The organism is Streptomyces sp. NPDC092370, from assembly GCF_044755265.1.
Lineage (GTDB): Bacteria > Actinomycetota > Actinomycetes > Streptomycetales > Streptomycetaceae > Streptomyces.
In genome coordinates, this window is sequence record NZ_JBIVQO010000001.1 from 1,210,744 (window position 1) to 1,224,855 (window position 14,112).

14 protein-coding genes are annotated in these 14,112 nt (G+C 73.2%); 7 read left to right on the forward strand and 7 right to left on the reverse strand.

All coding sequences use genetic code 11. From position 1 onward, the window contains the following. Positions 1–31 precede the first annotated feature (31 nt). Positions 32–445, reverse strand: a complete 414-nt coding sequence (locus tag ACIQHQ_RS05435; protein WP_402610295.1) for a RidA family protein — start codon at positions 443–445, stop codon at positions 32–34. A gap of 289 nt (positions 446–734) precedes the next feature. On the opposite strand from ACIQHQ_RS05435, the gene ACIQHQ_RS05440 reads away from it, so the two are divergent. Beyond that, positions 735–1,025: a DNA polymerase beta domain-containing protein gene (locus tag ACIQHQ_RS05440; RefSeq protein ID WP_402610297.1), complete on the forward strand. Its 291-nt coding sequence runs from the start codon at positions 735–737 to the stop codon at positions 1,023–1,025. Between the two features lie 72 nt (positions 1,026–1,097). On the opposite strand, the gene ACIQHQ_RS05445 is transcribed toward ACIQHQ_RS05440, so the two are convergent. Beyond that, positions 1,098–2,051: an expansin EXLX1 family cellulose-binding protein gene (locus tag ACIQHQ_RS05445; RefSeq protein ID WP_402610299.1), complete on the reverse strand. Its 954-nt coding sequence runs from the start codon at positions 2,049–2,051 to the stop codon at positions 1,098–1,100. A 252-nt stretch (positions 2,052–2,303) separates the two neighbouring features. Here ACIQHQ_RS05445 and ACIQHQ_RS05450 point away from each other — a divergent pair, with 252 nt between their 5' ends. Continuing rightward, a complete protein-coding gene (locus ACIQHQ_RS05450) occupies positions 2,304–4,196 on the forward strand; it encodes an FUSC family protein (protein ID WP_402610301.1) in 1,893 nt (630 codons plus the stop codon). A 478-nt stretch (positions 4,197–4,674) separates the two neighbouring features. Continuing rightward, positions 4,675–4,857, forward strand: coding sequence for a hypothetical protein (locus tag ACIQHQ_RS05455; RefSeq protein ID WP_184912631.1), 183 nt, complete (start codon positions 4,675–4,677; stop codon positions 4,855–4,857). A 9-nt stretch (positions 4,858–4,866) separates the two neighbouring features. Here ACIQHQ_RS05455 and ACIQHQ_RS05460 read toward each other — a convergent pair whose 3' ends face one another. From ACIQHQ_RS05460 to ACIQHQ_RS05470, 3 genes are all read right to left on the reverse strand, one after another. Further along, positions 4,867–6,822 (reverse strand): ABC transporter ATP-binding protein, encoded by a 1,956-nt coding sequence (locus tag ACIQHQ_RS05460; protein ID WP_402610304.1) that lies wholly within the window; start codon positions 6,820–6,822, stop codon positions 4,867–4,869. Positions 6,823–7,003: 181 nt separating this feature from the next. Beyond that, positions 7,004–7,438: a hypothetical protein gene (locus ACIQHQ_RS05465; RefSeq protein WP_402610306.1), complete on the reverse strand. Its 435-nt coding sequence runs from the start codon at positions 7,436–7,438 to the stop codon at positions 7,004–7,006. After that, positions 7,435–8,124 (reverse strand): ATP-binding protein, encoded by a 690-nt coding sequence (locus ACIQHQ_RS05470; RefSeq protein ID WP_402610308.1) that lies wholly within the window; start codon positions 8,122–8,124, stop codon positions 7,435–7,437. The genes ACIQHQ_RS05465 and ACIQHQ_RS05470 overlap by 4 nt, the downstream gene beginning before the upstream one ends. 216 nt (positions 8,125–8,340) lie before the next feature. On the opposite strand from ACIQHQ_RS05470, the gene ACIQHQ_RS05475 reads away from it, so the two are divergent. From ACIQHQ_RS05475 to ACIQHQ_RS05485, 3 genes are all read left to right on the forward strand, one after another. After that, positions 8,341–9,201, forward strand: coding sequence for a helix-turn-helix transcriptional regulator (locus ACIQHQ_RS05475; RefSeq protein ID WP_402610310.1), 861 nt, complete (start codon positions 8,341–8,343; stop codon positions 9,199–9,201). Further along, positions 9,202–9,456 carry a DUF397 domain-containing protein gene (locus tag ACIQHQ_RS05480; RefSeq protein ID WP_030852880.1) on the forward strand — a complete coding sequence of 85 codons (255 nt, stop codon included), beginning with the start codon at positions 9,202–9,204 and terminating at the stop codon, positions 9,454–9,456. It abuts the gene before it with no gap. A gap of 113 nt (positions 9,457–9,569) precedes the next feature. Beyond that, entirely contained in the window at positions 9,570–10,382 is an 813-nt protein-coding gene (locus tag ACIQHQ_RS05485) for an SAM-dependent methyltransferase (RefSeq protein ID WP_402610312.1), read from the forward strand. A 64-nt stretch (positions 10,383–10,446) separates the two neighbouring features. Here ACIQHQ_RS05485 and ACIQHQ_RS05490 read toward each other — a convergent pair whose 3' ends face one another. Further along, a complete protein-coding gene (locus ACIQHQ_RS05490; RefSeq protein ID WP_402610314.1) occupies positions 10,447–11,859 on the reverse strand; it encodes a PLP-dependent aminotransferase family protein in 1,413 nt (470 codons plus the stop codon). A gap of 47 nt (positions 11,860–11,906) precedes the next feature. Between ACIQHQ_RS05490 and ACIQHQ_RS05495 the strand changes: the two genes are divergently transcribed. Then, complete coding sequence (locus ACIQHQ_RS05495) at positions 11,907–12,392, forward strand: carboxymuconolactone decarboxylase family protein (protein WP_402610316.1); 486 nt, start codon at positions 11,907–11,909, stop codon at positions 12,390–12,392. Between the two features lie 160 nt (positions 12,393–12,552). Here the strand turns inward: ACIQHQ_RS05495 and ACIQHQ_RS05500 are convergent, their stop codons facing one another. After that, a complete protein-coding gene (locus ACIQHQ_RS05500) occupies positions 12,553–14,043 on the reverse strand; it encodes a glutamate synthase subunit beta (protein ID WP_402610317.1) in 1,491 nt (496 codons plus the stop codon). Positions 14,044–14,112: the final 69 nt, after the last annotated feature.

A 14,112-nucleotide genomic window follows, 5' to 3' on the forward strand; every position in this document is an offset into this window, starting at 1 on the left:
CCCGCGGTGCTCGGTCAGCAGGGAACTCTCCTCAGGCGGACGATCCCTCGGGTACCACGGCGATCGCCGTGATCTCCACCAGTTGTCCCGTGTACCCCAGACACGCCACGCCGATCAGCGTCGACGAGTGCGGACCCGCACTGAGACCGGACGCCTCGACCACACTCCATACGGCGGACAGCACGGCCGGTTCACCGCTCACCACATACACCTCGGTCGCCACCACGTGCGCCAGATCGCTCCCGACGGCGGCCAGTTGCTCCCGCAGGTTGTCGATGACCTGCTCGGCCTGCCGCACCGGATCTCCGGGTCCGACGAGCGAGCCGTCGGGGCCCAGCGGTACGGAACCGGCGAGGAACGCCAGCCGCGTGCCGGCCTCCACGACGGACACGTGGGAGTAGGCGGGCGGCGGGAAGAGGCTCGGGACGGTGACGCGGCGGATCACGTGAGGTCTCCGATCTGCGGGCGGCGACAGGACAACCCACCGATCATGAGGGGCCCGGCACGCGCCCGCACCCGTATTTGCGGTTCCCGGCGGCCGGGGCTCCCCCTACGCTTCCCTGGACCCCGCCTGCCCAGGCCCCCCCCCGTGCCCGTCCCGGACCGCGCCTTCCTCCACACCACCGCCGACCGCCTCGCCGCGCTGACCGCCGAAGCCGTCACCCTCGGCGGCTGCCGGGCCCGGGGCACCGAACGGCCCGGCGGCGACTGGGATCTGGCGGTCTACTACCGCGGTGCCTTCGACCCATCCGCCGGCACTGTGGGCGAGCGCCCCGGCGCGCTGGCACGGCATGGCCGCGGCCACCCCCTCCTACGTCACGGCCGGAGACGCCCCCAAGGGCGCCGTCACACAGGTCGCGGGCGCCATCGCCCTGGCCGCGACACAGACGGCGCACCCCGTGCGGGCGGCGCGCGGAGAATGGGTCACCGACGACCAAGAGCTGTTGGCACGGGCGGGGTCGGGAGAGGTGGACGCGATCCTGCGCACCCTCCGGACGGACCGGCCGCACTCGCCCGGACCGTGACCGACGCCGAGGAACTCCTCGCCCGGGCCGTGACCGATGCCGAGGAACTCCTCGCCCGGGCCGTGACCGCCGTCACCGCCGGGTGAACTGGACGCGGGTCGGCTGGACGGCGTCCGGGCGCAGCGCGATGCCGTCGACGGTGAGCTGTTCGCCGTAGATGTCGGTGAGCCTGAGGGGGCCGCCGCAGCCGGTGCCGTCGGGGGAGAGGAAGTAGTTGTACTCGGTACGCGTCAGCCGGCTCCAGCCGCTGCCGGTCCTGACCTCCAGCCGGGCCAGCGGGTTGCGGTGGCCGAGTGCCTGGATGCCGCACCAGTGGCTGCTGGAGCCGGTCTTGTAGCGGATCGAGAGGGTCTCGGACGTGCCGGGGCTCAGCAGGCTCCAGGTGACGGGTATCCGGCCCGTGGAGAGACCGGCGAGCTTCGCGAAGGCCTCCTTGCTGAGATCGAGCTGGCCGGGGGCGCAGGGCAGCGGGCACTCGTTGGTGACGCGGACGGTGACGGAGGCGCCGCTCGCCGCGCGGACCAGGATGTACGCCCCGCACGCCCGGGACGTCTCGTAGTCGGCGTGGTTCATCGCCGCGACCATCAGGTCGGACCCAGGGCCGTACAGGCAGGCGCCGTCACCGTCCTTGGCGTCGTAGTGGGTGGCGACACCGTTGTAGCCGACCCCGGGCCTGATGCGGCCTGCCAGGGGCGCCGTGCCGGACGCCGGACGCGGGGCGGACGACCGGGTGGCGGCGGGCGAGGGCCGCGCCGGCGCGGTGGTCGGGGTGGGCGCCGCAGAGGAGGAGGCCGAGGCGGCCGGGGAGGCAGTCGAGTGTTCCGGCGCCGGCGGCGTGGGCCTGTCGCTCGTCGGCGGTGCGCTCGGCCGGGTGCTGCCGGCCGCCGTCCGCACCGTCTCCGGTTCGCTGCCGGGACGCAGGGCGATCACCAGGGACACGAGCAGTCCCACGGCTGCCACGGCGACGGCCCAGACGAGGGTCGTGCGCCGCTTGCGGAGGGGACGGCGGTGCGATGCGGATGCCACGGATCAGTCCTTCGAGTCCTTGCGTGGTTCAGGAGAACGCGCGCTCATGACTCACCAGTGGCCGCCGGGCCCGGAAAGGTTGCCGGGGCCGGCGCTTGATTGCGTACATAAAGAACGCCGTTCTCGAGCCGCCCGACATGTTCCGGAAACCTATCCTCCAGGAACCCCGCCTACCGTGGACAGCCACACCCCGCCCCCGGCCACCGTCGCCCGAAGGCTCACCCCTGCCCTCGTCGAGACGACAGGAGCCCCGTGTCCCGCCGCATCACCCCGCACCTTCCGCCCTGGCTCGCGCACGCCCTGCGCGCTCAGCGGGGGCCCGTGCCCTGGAGCGCGGTGACGCGGGGTGCCCTGTCCGCCGGGCCCTTGCTGCTCCTGGCCGTCCGGACCGGCCTCACCTCCCTCGGTGTCGTCGCCGCCGTCGCCGCCATGCTCGCCGGCATCAACGACCGGCCCGGAAGCCGGCGCCTCTCGATCGAGCGGATCGGAGTACCCGCCGTGGGCGGTGCGGCGGGGGTCGTGATCGGGACGTACACCGGGCAGGGGGCCGGGGCGGTCGTGCTCACCGTGGTGCTCACCGCCGTCGGGCTCGTCGCCGGGGGAATGAGCGCCGTCGGGCCCGTGGCGTCCGCCGTCGGGACACAGCTGCTCGTCGGCGCCGCCATCGGCGCCGGGATGCCCCTGCCGGAGCCCGGGTGGGAGCGGGCACTCGCCTACCTCGCCGGAGCGGGATGGCTGCTCGTGCTGCGGCTCGTCCTGCCCACGCCCGGCTCCCTGGCCGGTGACTTCCGCTTCGACGGGGAGCGGGAGGCCGTCGCCGGTGTCTACGAGGCCGTCGCCGAACTGCTCGACGCCGTCGGAGGGCCGGACGCCATCCGCCGCCGGGCCGCGCTGACCGCCGCCCTCGACCACGCCCAGGACGCCCTCGCCGGGCCCCGGCTGCGGAGGTACGCGTCCTCCTCCACCGAGCGGCGGCTGCACGCGCAGTACGCCGCGGCCCTGCCCCTCGCCGAGGCCGCCACCGCGCTCGCCTGGGCCGAGGAGGCCGTCGCCGAGCGGGCCTCCGAAGGCCCCCGGCGACTCGCCGCCGCCGTACGCGGCAACACCCACACCGGGCCGCTGCCCGCCCCGTCCCGTGCGGCGCCCGCCCTGCGCGCCCTCGACGACGCCCTCCTGCACGCCGCCGAGGTGTTCGACCAGGGCGGGGGCGGCGATCTGCACACCCGTCCCCGCGGCGCCGGGGACCGGCTGCGCGCCGCCTTCGGCAGTGCCGGACGCGAGTACGGGCTGCGCGTCGGCCTCTGCTTCGGGGCCAGCTCGGCGGTCGCCCAGGCCCTGCACCAGAGCCAGTGGTACGGGCAGCACGAGCACTGGTACTGGCTTCCCGCCACGGCCGTGTTCCTCGTCAAGCCCGACCTGGGGCCGCTGGCCTCGCGGGTGCTGAACCGGGCCGCCGGGACCGTCCTCGGGGCGCTGCTCTTCGCCGGGTTCGCCGCCGTCCTGCCCCGCCCGGAAGGGCTCATCGCGCTGGTCGCCCTCAGCGGCGCGCTCATCCCCGTCGCCACCCGGCACTTCGCCGCCCAGACCGCCGTCGCCACCGTCCTCGTCCTCGCGCTCGTCATGGTCGGCGGCGAGCCCCAGGCCTCCGCCGGACGGATCGGCGAGACGCTGCTGGCCTGTGTGATCGTGCTGATCGCCGGACACCTGCCCATGCCCGGCCAGCGCGGCGGGGGAGTGCGGGCCCGGCTCACCACGGCGAGCGAGGCCGCCTACGCCTACCTCACGCATGTTCTCGACGAGCCCGACGCCCCGCGCGTCGGGACCTCGGGCACCCCGTCCGACCACCGCGCCACCCGCTGGACCCTGCGCCGCGAGGCGTACCGCACCCTCGCCGAGGCCCGTTCGGCCATCTCTCTCGCCGCGCACGAACTGCCCGCACTCGCCCGGCACACCGAGGGCGCGGACGAGGTCGCCCATCTCCTCGAACGCCTCGTCGACACCACGACCGCCTGTGCCGTGCACCTCGACGACACGGGTCGCCTCGGGCCCCGCCACAAGGAACGCCTCACAGCCGTCCTCGCCGAACTCGCCGGGCGGGGAGAACAGGTGGGACTGCGGCCGCCCCGGACGCCCCTCGCCGGATAGTGCGCCTGCTGGCCGGACCGCCCCCGGCCGGAGCTCCGTCTCCTCGTCGCGGCAGGCGCTCCGGCACCGGCGACGTGCTCAGCCGCCGCCCCGTGCCCACACCGGAGCGTGGTCCTGGCGCCCGTGCCGTGAGCCTCGGGGGACGGCGTCGGCCCCCGGCCGGCGGGCCGGCCTCGTCCTGGTCGACCTCGAGCATCGGCCCGTTCGACCTCACCGGCACTGAGCCGGCGGAGATGTGGGAGGGACCCGAGGGGCGCGCGTCGGCCTTTGGTGCGCCTGCGGGAAGTGAGGGCATCCGATAGCGCGACGAGTGAGGAGACTGATACGGAAAGTGAACACATACGCCAAGAGGCTGAGAGCTTGGTCACACTAGGCGGTGAACGCGTGTCAACTACGTCTCAGAACCGTCACTTCGCGAGCCGTTCACCCCATGGTTGGCGTTTAACTCTACGAGTACAGCGCTACATGGAGGTGCAGGGTGAACGGGCGAACGGTGCTCGAACGCTTTCCCGCCGGTGGGCCGCGTGGCTCCTGGCCTGCGGAGGAGTTCGCGCAGGCGCGGCGTCGGGAAGGCCTGCCCGCCGAGGTCGTCATGGACCTCGCCACGGACATGTTCCTGGTGATCGTGCGCAGCGGGGACGTGGCCGACGCCACCGCCTGACGTGTGGCCTCAGCCCGCCTTCGGCGTCGGCACCTTCGCGACCGGCGGGGGCGACGAGGCGAACTGCTCCGCCTGGAGCGCGTACAGCTCGGCGTAGAGCCCGCCGGCGGCCAGCAGCTCGTCCGGCGTCCCGGACTCCACGAGCCGGCCCTGGTCCAGGACGTGCACCAGATCCGCGTGCCGTACGGACGCCAGCCGGTGCGTGATCAGCACGACCGTCTGGCCGCTGTCGGCCAGGGCGCGGATCCGCTCGAAGACCTCCAGCTCGGCCCGGGCGTCCAGGGCCGCCGTGGGTTCGTCCACGATGAGGATGCGGCCCCTGCGGTAGGCCGCCCGGGCGATGCCCAGCCGCTGCCACTGGCCGCCCGACAGTTCGTGCCCGCCGCTGAAATTGCGGGCGAGCAGCGTGTCCAGCCCGCGCGGCAGGTCCGCGATCACGGCCTCCGCCCCGGCCTCGGCGACCGACGCGGCCAGCCGGTCCTCGCACACGGGCACCGAGGGACGCCCCAGGGCGACGTTCACCCGGGCCGTGAACGGCCAGCGTTTGAAGTCCTGCGCCACCATCGCGATCCGCTCGGCCAGCCGGTGCCGGTCGGCGGTCGCCACGTCCACGTCGTCCCACAGGATCCGGCCCCGCTCCGGGGTGTAGAGCCCGGCCAGCAGCTTGACCAGGGTCGTCTTGCCGGAACCGTTCTCACCGACCAGTGCCACGATCCGGCCCAGCGGCAGGCTGAGCGTCACGTCGTCGAGGGCGGGGCGGGGCGAGTCCCCCGGATAGCGGAAGGTGACGTTCTCGAAGCGGATCTCGTGCGGATCCTCCGGCAGCGACGTGCCGCCCGCCGGGATCGCCCACTGGTCCGCCTCGGTGTACAGCCGATGCAGATCGCCGACGAAGAGGGCCTCCTCGTGCAGCGCGTTGACCTCCACCACGAGCGTGTCCAGGCTCTGCGAGCCGGTCCGGATCGCGATCACGGCCGTACCCGCGACGGACAGGGCCATCGCCCCCGTCAACAGCAGCCCTCCCAGCGTCGCGTACGTCGCCACCGTGGCCAGGCCCGTCCACGCCGCCGCGATCAGGCCCGTGCGCGCGGCGAGCCCGGCGAGGCGCGCCTGCTCGGCCTCGGCCGTCTCCGACATCGCGCGGAAGTGCCGTAGCAGGAAGGAGCCCACCCCGTGCACCCTGATCTCGGGGGCCGCCTCGGGCTCGATCAGCAGACTGCCGAGCAGCCGGCCCGCGCGGGCGTGCTGCACCCAGGCGTGGAAGGACTCGTAACGCCGCCGGGCGACGGTCAGCGCGCTCCAGGCGCTCGGCAGGGTCATCGTGACCAGCAGCGGCAGCAGAGCCGGGTGCAGCACGGTCAGCACACCCGCCGCCGCGACCAGCGAGATCATCGCGTTGATCACGCGGGTGCCGTAGGAGATCATCCGGCGGGCGGATGCGGCGCCGTACTGCGCGGTGTCCAGCAGTTTGTGGAAGGCGTGGTCCTCGATCGCGGCCAGCTCCACGGCCGCTGCCCGCTCCAGGTACCGCTCGGTCGCCACCCGCTCCACCTTGGGCTCCAGCCGGCCGGTGGCGTAGGTGCTCGCGGCTCGCAGCAGCGCCGCGAGGAACATCACGACGGCCACCGTGACCAGGGCGGGGACGGCTCCGCGCAACCGGTCGTCGATCGGGCCGCCGCCCATCAGCCGGGCCAGCACGCTGTTCACCGCGAGCAGGCTCACCGCCTGCGCCACGCCCCGGCCCGCCTCGGCCGCCAGCACGATCCGCGCGGCGCCCCGGTCGGCCTGTCGCGCGAGCCGCAGGCTGGACGCCAGCAGGGACGGCAGCCGGGTGATCATGGCGCGGAAGTTCAGCTCCAGGAACGCGTCGGCGTGCTGGTTCCAGCCCATGTCGTAGCGCAGCGGCCCGCCGAAGAGCAGCCGCTCCGACTCGGACACCTCCGGCGCGGTGCGCTTCTTCCCCACCGTCGACCGACCTCCCCGCCTCGTGCCAGCCCGTGAGCGGCCCACTATCGCGGGGCCGGTCCGGGCCCGGGCAGGGCGCACCCCGGGGCGCCGGAAGCGCGCGGGCGCACGACCCGCCCCGGGGAGGCGGGGGGCGGCGCGGAGGTGTGCGGTGGTGCGGCGGAGGTCTGCCGGGTCCCGGCTACGCGCTGACGGGGCGGGACCAGGACGGCGCCGTCCCCGTGGCGCGGCACAGCGCCAGGTAGAGGGGGATCGGCGGGGTGTACGGAAGCGTGCCGTCGGGGCGGTGGATCAGGTCGGGGATCTCCGGCAGGTCCGGGACGACCGCGCCGGTGACGTACCGCGCCGGGTAGGGCCACTCCAGGGCCTGATCGGAGTCGGACGGCACCAGCCACCACCAGTGCGTCCCGTCGGCGTAGACGCAACCCACGCGGGGCAGCCGGGGCATCACCAGCGGGCCGACGTGGGCCGGGACCGCGACCGCGTCACAGCCGAGCGGTGCGGTCATGCCGTCGGGCACGGGCAGGCGCGGGGCCGGGCCGGGCGTGCGCAGTCCGCGCCCGACGCGGACCAGGGTGTCCAGATTCAGCACGCGGCCTGCGTGCACGGGGCTCATGTGGGCCCCAGGTCTCGGCGGCGCTCCTGCGGGGGGATCTCCGGGGCGTCCCGCAGGTGGCGTGCCTGGTGGGTGCCGTCCCCGTCGCCCGGGTCGTCGGCCGGGCCGCGCTTCGGGCGGGTGCCCCAGCCCAGGTCGCCGCGGGGGCCCGCCGGATCGGGCGGGGCGTCGGCCGTGCGCGGCAGCTCGGCCCAGACCAGCAGTCCGGGGCCGTCCTCGTGGGCACCCCAGGCATGGCAGAGGGCGTCGACGAGGAGCAGTCCCCTCCCGTGCTCCTCCTCGGGCTGTGTCCGGCTGGCGGCGTGGGGCTGGCCCGGGGCGCAGCCCTCGTCCCGCACCGCTATCCGCACGAGGTCGTCGCCGTCGTGCAGCTCGCACACGATGTGGGTGCTGGCCGTGTGGACGATGGCGTTGGTGACCAGCTCGGAAACCACCAGGGCCGCGCTGTCGCACGTGTCCTCGCACACCGACCAGCCGGTCAGCCGGGCCTGCGTCAGGCGTCTGGCCTGGGCGGGAGAACCCGGATGTGCGGCCAGCTCGAAACGGAACCGGCGCTCGGCAGCGACCCCGAGGGGGGCCTCTCCCGTGGCGGCGCCAAGCCCGAGAGGGCCTGCGGCGGCATCTGTTCCTAAGGGCACGGACGGAATCACGCTTGCCACTATCGCCCCGCCGTGAACACTTGGCAAGTGTCACTCTGAAAATTGCAGAGTGCTGTGTGACGGTCTGGAAGGGCGTGGCACACTGCTCGCAACAGCACCATGCGCGGCGCCAATTGAGACTGCCGAAGACTCGTTCGAGACACTTGTTCGAATCGACTCTTCGAAAAGGTTCTCGAATGGCGCCGCCGGGCTGTCAGCGTTCTTTTGTGGCCGGCTCGTCAGAACTCTTCGTGGAGGTGGAGCGTGAGTGAACCGCGGTCCGCACCGACGGTCGGTCAGGTCGTACTCGGCCGACGCCTGTTGGACTTGAGGGAACGCGCCGGGATGAACCGCGAGGAGGCCGCGCGCATCCTCCGCGTCGCCCCCGCCACCGTCCGCCGTATGGAGATGGCCGAGGTCACGCTCAAAATCCCGTACCTGCAACTGCTCCTCAAGGCGTACGGAATCTCCGACGAGGAGGCCGAGGCCTTCGTCCGGCTGGCCGAGGACGCCAACAAGCCCGGCTGGTGGCAGCGTTTCCACGACATCCTGCCCGGCTGGTTCTCGATGTACGTCAGCCTGGAGGGCGCCGCCGGCGTCATCCGCAGCTACGAGCCCCATTTCGTCCCCGGACTGCTCCAGACCGAGGAGTACGCGCGCGCGGTGCTCCGGTCCGGCGCCATCGGCCAGACCCGGCCCGAGGACATCGAGCGCCACGTCGCCCTGCGGATGCGGCGCCAGGACCTGCTCACCCGCGAGGACGCACCCCGGCTGTGGGTCGTGATGGAAGAGACCGCGCTGCGGCGCCCCGCCGGCGGCCCGGAGGTGATGCGTGACCAGATCGACAAACTGCTCGACGCCACGAAGCTGCCCAACGTGACGCTGCAGATCGCCTCGTTCGCCAATGGACCGCACCCGGGCACGTACGGGCCGTTCGTGCTGTTCCGATTCGCCGTGCCCGAACTGCCGGACATGGTCTACAGCGAGTACCTGACCGGCGCGGTCTATCTCGACGCGCGCACCGAGGTGGCGACCCATCTCGAGGTCATGGACCGCATGGCGGCGCAGGCCGCTACGGCACATCGCACGAAGGAGATCCTCCAGGATCTCCGCAAGGAGCTGTGAATGGATCGCATCAAGCCGCGCAAACACGTCTACAACGGCATGCCCGCGCGTGACTTGGGCAGCGAAGGCTGGCACAAGCCGTGGAGCGGCGGAAACGGAGGGAACTGCCTGGAGGCGATGAAACTCGCCGACGGCCGGATCGCCCTCCGCCAGTCCACCGACCCGGACGGGCCGGCGCTGATCTACACCACGGACGAGATGACGGCCTTCATCGAGGGAGCGAAGGCGGGGGAGGCGGACTTCCTGCTGTCCTGACGTGATTGCCGTTGCCGTCGCTCGACTTCCTCACGTTGCCTACGTTTCCATTCACGTTGTCACTGAATCGCTGGTGCTGAAATGACCACCCTCTGCGCCTCACGGAGTGCCACATGACCGGGCAGGACTCCACGTCGGCCGTCCACATCGACACGACCAGACCCCACCCCGCGCGGATGTACGACTGGTACCTCGGCGGCAAGGACAACTATCCGGTCGACGAGGAGATGGGCCGGCAGATGCTCACCCTCGACCCGAGGGTGCCGGTGATGGCACGGGTCAACCGCGCGTTCATGCACCGGGCCACGCGCTGGCTGGCCCAGAGCGGTGTCCGGCAGTTCCTGGACATCGGCACCGGCATCCCGACCGCACCCAACCTCCACCAGATCGCCCAGGAGACCGCCCCCGACGCCAGGGTCGTGTACTGCGACAACGACCCCATCGTGCTGGCCCACGCGGCGGCCCTGCTGCGCGGCACGGACGAGGGCGTGACCGAGTACCTCCAGGCCGACGTGCGCGACCCGGACGCCATCCTGGAGGGCGCGAGGAAGATCCTGGACCTCACCCGGCCCGTCGCCCTGTCGCTCGTCGCGCTGCTGCACTTCGTCTCCGACGAGGACGGCGCCCACGACCTGGTCCGCAGGCTGGTCACCGAACTGCCCTCCGGGAGCTACTTGGTGATGACCCATGCGACCGCCGACTTCACCCCGGAGGAGTCGAAGGCGGCCACCGAGAAGCTGCGCGCCGCCGGCGTCACCCTGGCCCTGCGCTCCCGCGAGGAGTTCACCCGCTTCTTCGACGGCCTCGACCTCGTCGAACCCGGCGTCGAGGTCCCCCACCGCTGGCACCCCGAGCTCGGCGAGCCCGTGCCCGGACAGGACGACGGGGTGATCCCGGGATACGGGGCGGTGGCTCGCAAGGTGTGAGAACCTCCGGGGTTCCCGGCGCGGGCCGCCGCTCTCCCGGGGCCCGGCATCCGTCCCGGGCCGGTCACGGAGGCGGCAGCGCACCGCACAGTGCCTCCAGGGCCGGCCCGTAGGCGTGCTCGGAGGGGGTCGCGTACCCCACGACGAGGCCGTCGCCCGCCGGCATGTCCGTCTCCGGGTGCCGGAACGCGGCGAGGCCGTCGAGGGCGATGCCCTGCCACGCGGCGGCCTTGACCGCGGACGCCTCGGTGCCGGGCGGCAGCCGCAGCACCGCGTGCAGCCCGGCCGCGATACCGGTGACCTCGATGTGCGGCGCGTGTGCGGCGAGCGCCGCGACGAGCCGGTCCCGTCGGCTGCGGTACCGCAGCCGCATCCGGCGTACATGCCGGTCGTACGCCCCCGAGGCGATGAAGTCCGCCAGACTCAACTGGTCGAGCACGCTCGCCCACGCCTCGCGCTCGCCCTTGGCGGCCACGACGGCGCCCGCGTACCGCTCCGGGAGCACCATCCAGCCCAGCCGCACCGCCGGCGAGAGGCTCTTGCTCACCGAGCCGATGTGGATCACCCGCTCGGGGTCGAGCCCTTGGACGGCACCGACCGGCTTGCGGTCGTAGCGGAACTCCCCGTCGTAGTCGTCCTCCAGGACCAGTGCGTCATGCGCGCGTGCCCAGTCGATCACGGCGGCCCGGCGCGCGGGGTGCAGCGGGCCGCCGGTCGGAAACTGGTGCGCCGGCGTGAGCAGCACCGCTCGCTGCCGCCCCAGCCGGTCGACCCGCGCGCCGTGTTCGTCGAGGGGGAGCGGCACGGTGCGCACCCCGGCGGACGCCAGGATCTCCCGGTGGAACCCGAGCCCGTACGCCTCCACCGCCAGCGGCCCGCGAAGGACGCCGCCTCCGAACAGCAGCCGCAACGCGTGCACGAAACCGGAGCAGATCACGATCCGGCCCGGCTCGGTCCGCACCCCACGCGCGCGTGCCAGGTACTGCGTGAGTGCCTCCCGCAGTTCCGGCCGGCCGGCAGGGTCGCCCGGACCGAACACCTCGTTGGGCGCCTGCTGCAGGGCCCGCCGGTAGGAGGCCAGCCAGGCGGTGCGCGGGAACGCCGAGGCGTCCGGTGTGCCCTGTGCGAGGTCGTGCCGGGGGCCACGCGCGCGTGGCGGTGCCTTCCTGGGCACGCGACGGGCGGGCCGCAGGGGCTCCGCCCGCTCAGCGACCCGGGTACCCGAGCCCTGCCGTGCGGTGAGCCAGCCCTCCGCGACGAGCTCCGCGTACGCGTCCGCCACCGTGTTGCGGGCGACGCCGAGGTCGGCGGCGAGCGAGCGGTACGGGGGCAGCCGCGTGTCCGGAGGGAGCCGCCCGCTGCGCACGGCCTCTCGCAGGGCCCGGGTCAGAGCCGCCCGCCGGCCGCCCGGCCCGGTCAGTTCCAGATGCAGGTCGGCCCCGACCCGTTCCGCGGAATTGACCCATGATGATGCCATGGAAATGCACTCTACAGCGGGTCTTTCCAGCTCGTAGGTTCGAGGGCATGACGACGAACACGAGCACGAACAGCACCCATGTGTCCCCGAAGCGGCTGGACTTCGGCACGTCCGCCCCGAAGGCCTTCCGGGCCCTCATCGCCTTCGACGCCGCCGCCCGTGAGGGCCTCGACCCGGCCCTCGTCGAGCTGATCCAGATCCGCTCCTCGCATCTCAACCACTGCGCGTACTGCCTGCACATGCACACCAACGACGCCCGTAAGGCCGGCGAGAGCGAGGACCGCCTCCACATGGTCGCCGTGTGGCGCGAGGCCCGCCACTTCTTCACCGAGCGGGAGCGGGCGGCCCTCGCCCTCACGGACGCGATGACCCTCGTCGCCGACGCCGGAGTCCCGGACGACGTCTACGCGCAGGCCGCCGCACAGTTCGACGACCACGAACTGGCCCAGGTGCTCGCCCTGATCTGCGCGATCAACACGTGGAACCGGGTGGCACTGTCGACGGGGAAGGCGGCGGGGACGGACGAGCGGTGACCGTCCTTCGGGGTGAGCCGGGAGCGTTCGGGGGCGGTGACCGTCCTTCAGGGTGAGCCGAAAGCGTCCTTGGGGGGGACCGTCCTTCGGGCGGGCGGGCGGGCGGGCGGGCGGGCGGGCGGGCAGGCAGGCAGGCTGTGCGTTCGAGTCGGCCGGCGGCCTACACCGCCATGGGCCGGTCGTACGGCCCGATCGGTGCCGGCAGCCGCGAGCTGCCCGTCAGATGACGATCGACGGCTGCCGCCACCGCCCGCCCTTCGGCGATCGCCCACACGATCAGCGACTGCCCCCGGGCCGCGTCCCCCGCGGCGAACACCCCGGGGACGTTCGTGGCGAAAGCGGAGTCCCGCGCGATCGTCCCGCGGGGCTCCATCTCCAGCCCCAGCTGGTCGACGAGCCCGTCCTCCCGGTCCGGCCCGGAGAAGCCGAGGGCGAGCAGCACGAGGTCGGCGGGGAGCGTGCGCCCGGTGCCTTCCACCGGGCGGCGCCGCGCGTCCACCTCGACCAGGTGCAGCGACCGCACCCGCCCCTGCGCGTCACCGTCGAAGCGCAGCGTGGACGCCGCGAACAGGCGTGCGTCCGCGTCCGCCACCGGGGCGGTGCGCAGATCACGGGCCTCCTCGTGGGCGGCGGACAGCCGGTACACCCGCATCGGGTAGGTCGGCCACGGCTCGGCCTCCTCGTCGCGCTCCGCGTCCGGCAGCGCGTAGATGTCCAGCTGGGTCACGGACACGGCACCCTCCCGGACGGCCGTGCCCAGGCAGTCCGCTCCGGTGTCGCCGCCGCCGACGATGACGACGTGCTTCCCGGCGGCCGACAGCGGAGACGTCTCCAGATCGCCCTCACACACCCGGTTGGCCAACGGCAGATACTCCATCGCCTGGTGAATGCCCGTCAGCTCACGCCCCGGCACCGGGAGCTCACGCCAGGCGGTCGCCCCGGTGGCGAGCACCACGGCGTCGTAGCGGGAGCGCAGCTCGTCGGCCCCGACGTCCGGGCCGACCGCCGTCGACGTCCGGAACTTCGTCCCCTCGGCCCGCATCTGCTCCAGCCGCCGTTCCAGATGGTGCTTCTCCATCTTGAAAGCCGGGATGCCGTACCGCATCAGCCCGCCGAGCCGGTCGTCCCTCTCGTAGACGGCGACCGTGTGCCCGGCCCGGGTCAGCTGCTGGGCCGCGGCCAGCCCGGTCGGGCCCGAACCGATCACCGCGACCGTCCTGCCGGACAGCCGCTCCGGCGGCCTCGGCGGCGCGAAGCCCTCCTCCCAGGCACGGTCGGCGATCGCGCACTCCACGTTCTTGATGGTGACGGCCGGCTGGTTGATCGCCAGCACACAGCCCGTCTCGCACGGAGCCGGGCACAACCGGCCGGTGAACTCCGGGAAGTTGTTGGTGGCGTGCAGCCGGTCGGCGGCCGCCCGCCAGTCGTCCCGGGACACCAGGTCGTTCCATTCCGGGATCAGATTGCCCAGCGGGCAGGCGTCGTGACAGAAGGGGATGCCGCAGTCCATGCACCGGTCGGCCTGCTTGCCGATGATCGGCAGCAGCGCCCCGGGGACATGAATCTCGTCCCAGTCGCGCGCCCGTTCCTCGACCGGCCTGCGCGGCCAGTCCTGGCGGGGCGTGGTCATGAAACCCTTGGGATCGGCCATGGCCGTCTTCCTTGCGTGCGCGTGTGACAGGCCGTGCGTCGTCGGGCGTTACTCGTCCCACTCGTTGGG

Coding starts and splice junctions, on each gene's coding strand:
- ACIQHQ_RS05490 (WP_402610314.1), bottom strand. CDS start 11,859: ATGGCATCATCATGGGTCAATTCCGCGGAACGGGTCGGGGCCGACCTG.
- ACIQHQ_RS05480 (WP_030852880.1), top strand. CDS start 9,202: ATGGATCGCATCAAGCCGCGCAAACACGTCTACAACGGCATGCCCGCG.
- ACIQHQ_RS05495 (WP_402610316.1), top strand. CDS start 11,907: ATGACGACGAACACGAGCACGAACAGCACCCATGTGTCCCCGAAGCGG.
- ACIQHQ_RS05465 (WP_402610306.1), bottom strand. CDS start 7,438: ATGAGCCCCGTGCACGCAGGCCGCGTGCTGAATCTGGACACCCTGGTC.
- ACIQHQ_RS05485 (WP_402610312.1), top strand. CDS start 9,570: ATGACCGGGCAGGACTCCACGTCGGCCGTCCACATCGACACGACCAGA.
- ACIQHQ_RS05500 (WP_402610317.1), bottom strand. CDS start 14,043: ATGGCCGATCCCAAGGGTTTCATGACCACGCCCCGCCAGGACTGGCCG.